Origin of the sequence: Lapillicoccus sp. (assembly GCF_025353065.1) — a bacterium.
GTDB lineage: Bacteria > Actinomycetota > Actinomycetes > Actinomycetales > Dermatophilaceae > Lapillicoccus.
On sequence record NZ_JANXRJ010000039.1, the window covers coordinates 21,399 to 29,627 of the forward strand.

Sequence of the window (8,229 nt, forward strand, 5' to 3'; positions counted from 1 at the left end):
TGGGGCAGCGTATCGGTTCGGGCCGCCGGGTCAGAACCCCTGTGCGGCATGGGTGCTGGTTATTTGGTCGAGCCCGAGGTCATGCCGTTGTAGATGAGCCTCTGCAGGGCGAGGAAGACCGCGAGCGTCGGGAGGATGACGAGGATGGCACCCGCGGAGATGGCCTCCCACTGGGCGCCGAAGGGCCCCTTGAAGCGGAAGAGCGAGGTGGAGACCACCCCGAGGTCGGACGACGGCATGTAGAGGAAGGGCACGTAGAAGTCGTTGTAGACGAAGATCCCCTTGATGATGACGACCGTGGCGATGGCCGGCCGCAGCAGCGGCAGGATGATCCGGCGGTAGATGGTGAAGGAGCTGGCCCCGTCGAGGCGCGCGGACTCGTCGAGGGACACCGGGATCCCGCGGATGAACTGCAGGAAGATGTAGATCGAGAGGATGTCGGTGCCCATGTAGAGGGCGATCGCCGACCACCGCGTGTTGAAGAGGCCGAGGGTGTCGATGACCTGGAAGGTCGCCACCTGCGTCGTGACGCTCGGCACCAGGGTGGCCAGCAGGAAGAGCACGAGCACGAGCTTCTTGAACCGGAACTCGAACCGGTCGATGGCGTAGGCGGCCATGGACCCGACGATGATGTTGCCGACCACCGAGATCACCAGGATGAACGTCGTGTTGAGGAACGCCGGCAGCATCCTCCCGTCGGTGAACGCCACGGCGTAGTTGTGCAGATTGAACCAGTCGTGGGGCGGGCTGAGGGGGTTGCTGACCGCTGCCTCCTCGTGGGTCTTCAACGAGGTGAAGACCACGACGACGAGCGGGACGACCATGGCGAGGGAGACGGCGACCAGAGAGAGGTACTTCCCGGTGGTGACGGACCATCGGACCCACCGGGGGGTCGGGCGGCGCGGCGACTCCGGCCGCGCGGCATACGTGACCCGGGGTGGGGTCGGCCTCGCGCTGGAGCTCGGGGTGGGCGTCGACGACACGGTGGTCACGTGAGATCAACCCTCTCGTCGGGCACGATGCGGCGCTGGATCCAGGTGATGAGCAGGACGAGCGCAAGCAGGACCACGGAGGCGGCCGACGCGAGCCCGACCTTGTTGAAGACGAAGGCCTGCTTGACCGTCTGGATGACGAAGGTCGTTGTCCCACCGGCGCCCCCGGTCATGATGAACGGGATCTCGAAGACGGCCAGCGATCCGGAGATCGCGAGGATGACGCTGAGCCCGAGGATCGGCTTGATGCTGGGCGCGATGAGGTAGCGGAACTGCTGCCACCGGGTGGCGCCGTCGAGCTCCGCCGCCTCGTAGAGGCTGCCCGGGACCGACTGGATGGCACCGAGGAACAGGATGAAGTTGAGGCCGAGGTAGCGCCAGACGGAGACCGCGGCCAGCGAGGGGTTGGCCAGCGCCGGGTCGCCGAGCCAGAGTCTGTCGTGCGAGATCCCGACGAGGGCGAGGAGCGAGTCGAGCGTGCCCCCGGGCTTGAAGAAGAAGAGGAAGACGAAGGCGATCGCCACTCCGTTGATGAGGTAGGGAAAGAAGATGATGCCCTTGAAGAGGTTGCGGAAGCGGGTCTTGAAGCTCAGCACCGTCGCCAGGTAGAGCGCCAGGACGAGCTGGACCACCGAGGCGGCGAGGTAGTAGCCGCTGACGAGGAACACCCGGAACAGCTCGGGCCGGGTCACCAGCTCGCGGTAGTTGGCCAGGCCCACGAGGGACCGGTCCGGGCTCACCCCGTCCCAGTCGGTCACGCTGTAGAAGAAGAGGTTGGCTACCGGGACCCAGGTGAAGACGGCCAGCAGCAGGAGGGGGGCGAGGAGGAACAGCCAGGGGGTCCAGCGCGAGGCCAACCGGCCCGGGCTGGAGACCACCATCTCCCCCGCTACCCCCCTGGCGACGGCGGAAGCCGTTGTCGGAGAGCTCATCCCGGCCTCAGCTCGCGCTCTGCTGCGCCGTGGCCCACTTCTTGTTCAGGTCGTCGAACTGCGCCTGGAGGGTGCCGCCCGTGCCTCGGGCGGCGTCGACGATCTTCTGGCGGTAGTCCGGCGCCGTGAGCCCGATCTCCGACCCCTTGTCGATGGTGTTCACGAGCGTGGCCTTCGCCTGGTCCAGCTCCACGAGCTTGACGCCCTGCTTCTGGAACTCAGCCAGGGTCGGCGGCAGCGGTGCGTCCTTGGCCGTGGAGATCGCGCCCTGCGACGCGGCATACCCCGACTTGTCGGTGAACCAGTCGATCCAGGCTCGAGCGGTCGGCTGGTTCTTGGACTTGCTGCTGACGCCCTCGAGGTAGTCCGGGGCCGACACCGAGCAGAAGCTGCCGTTCGTCTGCGACGGGAAGGGCATGTAGCCGATGGTCGACGGGTCCTTGCCGGCCGTCGTCGCCGCCTTCTGCATCTGCGAGATCGCCCACGAGCCGAGGAGCATCGTGCCGACCTTGCCGGACGCGAGGAGCGTCTTCGAGTTCTCCCAGTTCGTGGTCGTGGGGTCGGTCTCGACGAGCCCCTGCTTGACCGTGTCGTAGAGCAGGGTGTCGATGGTGTTGAGCTCCTTGCCGGCCGCCCACGGAGCGGTCGACTGGGCCAGCGCGTTGTTGGCCTGCGGGTCGCAGGAGACCCCGCCGAACGCGCCCTGCCACTGGGTCAGCGGCCAGCCGTCGTGGTAGTTCGTGTAATAGGGGGTGGCCGAGGTCTTGTCCTTGATGAGCTTGAGGTCCGCGAGGAACTCGGCGGTCGTCTTGGGCCACGAGGTGATCCCGGCCTGCTTCCAGACCGCCGTGTTGTAGACGAAGCCGTTGGCGTTGCCGAAGGTCGCGACGCCGTAGACCTTGCCGTTCACGGTGCTGTTGGGGACGAAGCGGTACTTCGACGAGAAGTCCGCCTCCGAGCCGAGGGAGGCGAAGAAGGAGGGGTAGTCCTTGCGCGCGATGTTGTTCGGAATGAGCAGCACGTCGCCGTACTGCGAGGTGTTGAGCCGGATCTTCACCTCGCCCTCGTAGTCGGTGATGGCCTCGAACTTCACGGACGCCTTCGGGTAGACCTTGGTGAAGGCCGCGGCGTACTTCGCCAGGGTGCCGTCCTGCTCGAGGTCCGTCCGGTTCGTCAGGACCGTGATCTGACCGGTGACGAGCGACGGGTCGTTCGGCGCGGTCACGGGCGCCGCACTGGTGCCCCCTCCACTGCCGCTGCAGGCGGCGACGCTCAGCGTCGCCGCGACCACTATCGCCATCAGGGACTTCGTTGTCGCCATGGTGCTTCCTCTCGACCGTGAGACTGGACTGCATTAACCGCTTCAGTTCAGATGTGCCGTGACCATAAGCGACGGAAGCCTGTTCGGTCAACACACTAGCGGGTAACGAACTTATGCGCTTAAGTTGCAGGGTCTCAGCACCGAGTACGCGGCAGAGCTGCCGCGAGATGGAGGATCCGATGACCAGGTCTGCGCACCGTCCAGATGCCGCCGACACCCCGTCCGCAGCCGGCCTGAGTCGGCGGCGGGTGCTCGGCTCCGCGGCCCTCGCCACGGCTGCCGTGACCGGAGCGGCTCTCGTGGGCGAGGCGACCCCGGCCTCGGCCGCCACGACGTCGCCCTCGGTCTCCGGACCGCCGTCGCTCAACCGCAGCTTCGTCCAGGTCCGACGGGGCCGCTTCGAGGTGGACGGGAAGGCGTTCCGCTTCGGGGGCACCAACACCTACTACCTGCACCAGCAGTCGCACTACATGATCGACTCCGCCCTCGACGACGCCGCGGCGATGGGCCTCGCGGTCGTCCGGTGCTGGGCCTTCGCCGACGGCACCGGCCCGACCATCCCCCTCCAGCCGCGCCCCTTCGTCTACGACGAGGCGGCCTTCGACAGCCTCGACTACGCCGTCTGGAAGGCGGGTCAGCTCGGGCTGCGCCTCGTCCTCACCCTGGTCAACAACTGGCCCGACTACGGCGGGATGCAGCAGTACGTCCAGTGGTTCCTCGGCCTCCCCGACGACTCCTACGGCGCAGCGGTCAACCACGACCGGTTCTACACCGACCCGGTGATCCGCCGCTGCTACCGGGAGTGGACCAAGCACGTCGTCACGCGGCGCAACCGCTACACCGGTCAGCGCTACAACGCCGACCCGACGATCATGACCTTCGAGCTGGCCAACGAGCCCCGCAACCGCAGCGACAAGACCGGCGCGCCCGTCCTGGCCTGGGTCAAGGAGATGAGCACGTGGCTCCGGCAGTGGGCGCCCGCCCAGCTGATCGCGGTCGGCGACGAGGGCTTCTTCGGTCAGGCGACCAACGCCGACTACCCCTACTCGAACTACGAGGGGATGCACTGGGAGGCGCTCGTCAAGGTGCCCGACATCGACTACGGCACCGTGCACGTCTACCCGCAGGGCTGGGGCGAGATCTCCTCGAGCAAGCCCGGGACCACCCCCGTCGCGTGGGGGACCCAGTGGATCCGTGACCACCTCACCGCCGGCCACCGGTTGAACACGCCCGTCGTCGTGGAGGAGTACGGCCTCGCCATCGACGCGACCAAGGACGTCCCCGACGTCGCCACGCGCGACACCGGGTATGCCGCGTGGACCGCCGAGGTCGAGACGTCCGGCTGGGGTGACCAGTTCTGGCTGCTCACCTCTCGGGTCGACGACGGGTCCTTCTACCCGGACTACGACGGCTACCGGATCATGTGGCGGGCGGACGACACCAACCCGTCGCGGACGACCGCGACGCTGCTGTCCCAGCACGCAGCGCGGATGCGACAGCCCTGAACCGAGGGTTGGGGGGCCGCGTCGCGGGAGGATAGGTTGCGGGAGTCCGGGAGTCCGGGAGTGGTGAGTCGCGAGGAGGGGGCCCATGACGGCGAAGCGCCCGACGATCGCCGACATCGCCAGGAGGGCGGGCGTCTCGACCGGGGCCGTGTCCTATGCCCTCAACGGGCAGTCCGGGGTCTCTCCCCACACCCGCGACCGGATCCTCCACATCGCGGACGAGATCGGCTGGCGGCCGAGCATCGCGGCCCGGTCGCTCTCCGGGTCGCGGGCGCACGCCGTGGGTCTCGTCATCGCGCGGACGGTGCGCACCCTCGGCGTCGAGCCGTTCTTCATGCAGTTCATCGCCGGTGTGGAGTCGGTGCTGTCCGCGCAGCAGACGGCGCTGCTGCTCCAGGTGGTCCCCGACCACGCCGCCGCCAACGTCGCCGCTCGCCAGTGGTGGGCCGAACGCCGGGTCGACGGCATCATCGTGACCGACCTGTGGGCGGACGACGACCGGATCCCCACCCTCCTCCAGATCGGCGTACCCGCGGTCATCGTCGGTCGTCCGCACGAGGACGTGTCCCTCCCGGGGGTGTGGAGCGACGACGCGGCCGCCGTCGAGTCCGTCGTCGACTACCTCGTGGCGATGGGCCACCGACGGATCGCGCGGGTCGCGGGGCTCGAGACCCTCGAGCACACCCAGGTGCGCACCGCGGCGTTCCTCGCCGCGACCTCCCGCCACGGGGTGGAGTCGGCCGACATCCTCAGCACCGACTACACCCAGGAGCAGGGCGCCCGGGCGACCCGCCGGCTGCTGACGTCGGTGCGACCCCCGACGGCGATCACCTACGACAACGACGTCATGGCCCTGGCCGGCCTGGGGGTGGCCCGGGAGATGAACATCGCGGTGCCGGAACAGCTCTCGATCGTCGCCGGCGACGACTCGCAGCTCTGTGTCCTCGTGCACCCGTCCCTGACGTCGCTGTCGCGGGACATCACGGCATACGGGGCCAACGCGGCCCGGCTGCTGCTCCGGCACCTGGACGGCGAAGCGGTGACGTCCTTCCAGGACGCGACGGCGCACCTCATCCCCCGGGAGAGCACCGCGGCGGCACCCGACGTCGACGATCGGCTCCGCGTCGCCCAGCGTCCGGCGCGCAAGCGGGCTACCCCTGGGTGACGCGGTCCGCGTCCCGGTCCGCGGCCGGCTGCCGCTCCTGGCGCCAGAACCACCCGGCCGCGGCCCAGGCGGCGAAGACGCCGATGGCGACCCCGATGGTGTTGTTGAACCAGTCGTTCGTGTCGCAGGAGCGACCGATCGCGGGGATGGCCGCCTGCACCGCCTCGAGGGAGGCGGACACCAGGGACCCGACGACGAGGATGACGAACGGCCGGCGGCTGGCGAGCGTCGCGAACCACGCGACGGGGACGAAGAGCACGAGGTTGGCCAGGACGTCGCCCACTCGCAGCGACGTCGGCAGCTGGAACTGGACGACGCACACGGCATACAGCGTGCGGGTGACCGGCATGAGCGTGAGGCCGAAGATCGGCAGCAGCGCCAGGCCGGAGACCACCCACGCGCCCCTCTTGCCCGGCACGGGGTGACGCAGCACCCAGCCGCCCACGCCGAGACAGATGGCCGCGATGATCGCGAGCGCCGTCCAGACCCGGATTGGGTGCAGGAGAAGGAAGTCGGTGATCATGTCGTGGTCCGGCCTCTCTCCGTCAAGTCTCCCGATGGTCCGGACACCCCAACTTTAGTGAGGGTTCTTGTCAGGTCGGTAGGTGTCCCAGCGCCGCGAGCTGCAGGCGCAGGACGAGCCGCATCGTCGGGTCGTCGAGCGTGAGGGGGGCGACCTCGGCCATCCGACCCAGTCGATAGCGCAACGTGTTGGGGTGCACGTGGAGTGCCCCGGCGGCGCGGGTGGGTTCGGTCGGGTGGTCGAGGTGGGCCGCCAACGTCGCGAGGTATGCCGTGCCGTGGGCGGCGTCGTGTGCCGCCAGCTCGGGCAGGGGGCCACCGAGCAGTGGCTCGCTCCTGGGGGTGCCTCCGGAGTCGGGGGCGAGGCGGCCCCTGGCTCGGGAGGTGCCGCGGCGGGCTCCGACGGCCGCCGCCGCCCGGGCCAGGGTGACCTCCTGCCAGGCGTCGTCGAACCGCACGACGGGCCCGGCGATCCGGCCGGTGGCGTGGAGCTCGGCGAGCTCGGAGGCCTCCTCGCGCGACCGCCGGAGCCGCGACGGGACGGTGACCGCGCTGCCGGCGACGGCGTGGAGCGAGGGGTCGGCCGTCGCCTCGGAACCCACGACGTCGGCGAGCCAGTCCCACGTGCCCGGCCGACCCTGGTCGGTGGTCACGACCGCCCACGCGACCCCGTCGAGGTCGGTGATCAGCGGCTGCTGCCACTGGCGCCTCCGGAAGATCGACTCCCAGACGTCGAGGTCGTGGGACGCGTCGTCGGAGTCCTCCGGTCGCGATAGGGCGACGACCCGCCACGGGCCGGGGGACAGCCACTGCACTGCTTCAGAACCGTTGTCGGTCAACGCTGTTCGCAGGCGGTCGGCCGAGATGCGGCGGGTCATGTCGGCCTGGGCCCGCACCCGGAGGAGCTGCAGCGCGAGGACGGTGGCGATCTGGCGCAGCTCGCGCAGCACACCCTCGGGAGGGAGCTGCTCGGCGACGACCCAGATGGAGCCGAGCCACTCGCCGCCGGCCCGGACGGGGACGACGAGGCGCGGCAGGGTCTGGGTCGGGCCGGGCGGGACGAGGAAGGGCTCGTCCGAGCGGGCCAGCCGTCGGAAGAGGCCCCGCGCCCGGAAGTGGGCGACGAGCGCCTCGGGCACGCGGCGGCCGACGATGGTCGAGACGCGGGCGGTGTCGGTGACGTCCTGGCGGGAGGAGTAGGCGAGGACGCGTGACTGGCCGTCCTCGATGGTCACGGGCGCGTCGACGAGGGCGGCGACGGCGTCGGCGAGGGTGAACAGGTCGTTGTGCGCACCGGGGTCGGGCGCGTCGGGGCCGAGCATCGTCGAGCGGTCGAGGATGCTCCGGACGAGACCGAGCACGTGGGCGAGCGCCACGCCCGCGTCCAGCTCGACGAGGGCGAGCCGGTGGGACCGGGCGGCGGCGCGGACGGCACGCGACCGAGCCAGGTCACGGCGCAGGACGACGCCGGCCGACCCGACCTCGGCAAGCCGCCCGATGAGGTCGGTGGCGGCCGCGGCATCCGGGATCCCGACGCCGAAGACGAGGTCGCCGGGGGCACCGAACCAGCCCTCCCCCGGCTCGACCACCGTGACGTCGCCGACCGCCGGCCCGCCGGGTCGCGGGACGACGAGCCGGACCAGCCCCTGCCCGAGCGACGCGACGAGCGCCTCGAGAGCCATCACCATGCCGCTCCACCCTCCTCTGACCGACCGTCCTCCCCGGCGGCCCGTGGTCGGGTCGCCCGGCCCCACCCCCACCCCCCCGCTTGTTGCTTCGGGAGTACCCGAAT

The 8,229-nt window shown here is 70.0% G+C and carries 7 protein-coding genes; 2 read left to right on the forward strand and 5 right to left on the reverse strand.

The window, feature by feature from the left end:
* Nucleotides 1–59 precede the first annotated feature (59 nt).
* The 3 genes from Q0R63_RS03865 to Q0R63_RS03875 are packed head-to-tail and all read right to left on the reverse strand — an operon-like array spanning nucleotide 60 to nucleotide 3,245.
* Entirely contained in the window at nucleotides 60–992 is a 933-nt protein-coding gene (locus Q0R63_RS03865) for a carbohydrate ABC transporter permease (protein WP_366521075.1), read from the reverse strand.
* On the reverse strand, nucleotides 989–1,924 hold the full coding sequence (locus Q0R63_RS03870) for a sugar ABC transporter permease (protein ID WP_295694271.1): 936 nt from the start codon (nucleotides 1,922–1,924) through the stop codon (nucleotides 989–991). Before Q0R63_RS03870 ends, Q0R63_RS03865 begins: the two co-directional genes overlap by 4 nt.
* A gap of 7 nt (nucleotides 1,925–1,931) precedes the next feature.
* Entirely contained in the window at nucleotides 1,932–3,245 is a 1,314-nt protein-coding gene (locus Q0R63_RS03875; protein WP_295694275.1) for an ABC transporter substrate-binding protein, read from the reverse strand.
* 179 nt (nucleotides 3,246–3,424) lie between these two features.
* Between Q0R63_RS03875 and Q0R63_RS03880 the strand changes: the two genes are divergently transcribed.
* Together Q0R63_RS03880 and Q0R63_RS03885 are read left to right on the forward strand one after the other, a co-directional pair.
* Nucleotides 3,425–4,750 (forward strand): cellulase family glycosylhydrolase, encoded by a 1,326-nt coding sequence (locus Q0R63_RS03880; RefSeq protein ID WP_295694276.1) that lies wholly within the window; start codon nucleotides 3,425–3,427, stop codon nucleotides 4,748–4,750.
* Between the two features lie 85 nt (nucleotides 4,751–4,835).
* Complete coding sequence (locus Q0R63_RS03885) at nucleotides 4,836–5,915, forward strand: LacI family DNA-binding transcriptional regulator (protein WP_295694279.1); 1,080 nt, start codon at nucleotides 4,836–4,838, stop codon at nucleotides 5,913–5,915.
* On the opposite strand, the gene Q0R63_RS03890 is transcribed toward Q0R63_RS03885, so the two are convergent.
* Both Q0R63_RS03890 and Q0R63_RS03895 read right to left on the reverse strand, forming a co-directional pair.
* Nucleotides 5,902–6,438, reverse strand: coding sequence for a VanZ family protein (locus Q0R63_RS03890; protein ID WP_295694282.1), 537 nt, complete (start codon nucleotides 6,436–6,438; stop codon nucleotides 5,902–5,904). The genes Q0R63_RS03885 and Q0R63_RS03890 overlap by 14 nt on opposite strands.
* A 70-nt stretch (nucleotides 6,439–6,508) precedes the next feature.
* Nucleotides 6,509–8,125, reverse strand: coding sequence for a PucR family transcriptional regulator (locus tag Q0R63_RS03895; protein WP_295694284.1), 1,617 nt, complete (start codon nucleotides 8,123–8,125; stop codon nucleotides 6,509–6,511).
* Between the last annotated feature and the right edge of the window lie 104 nt (nucleotides 8,126–8,229).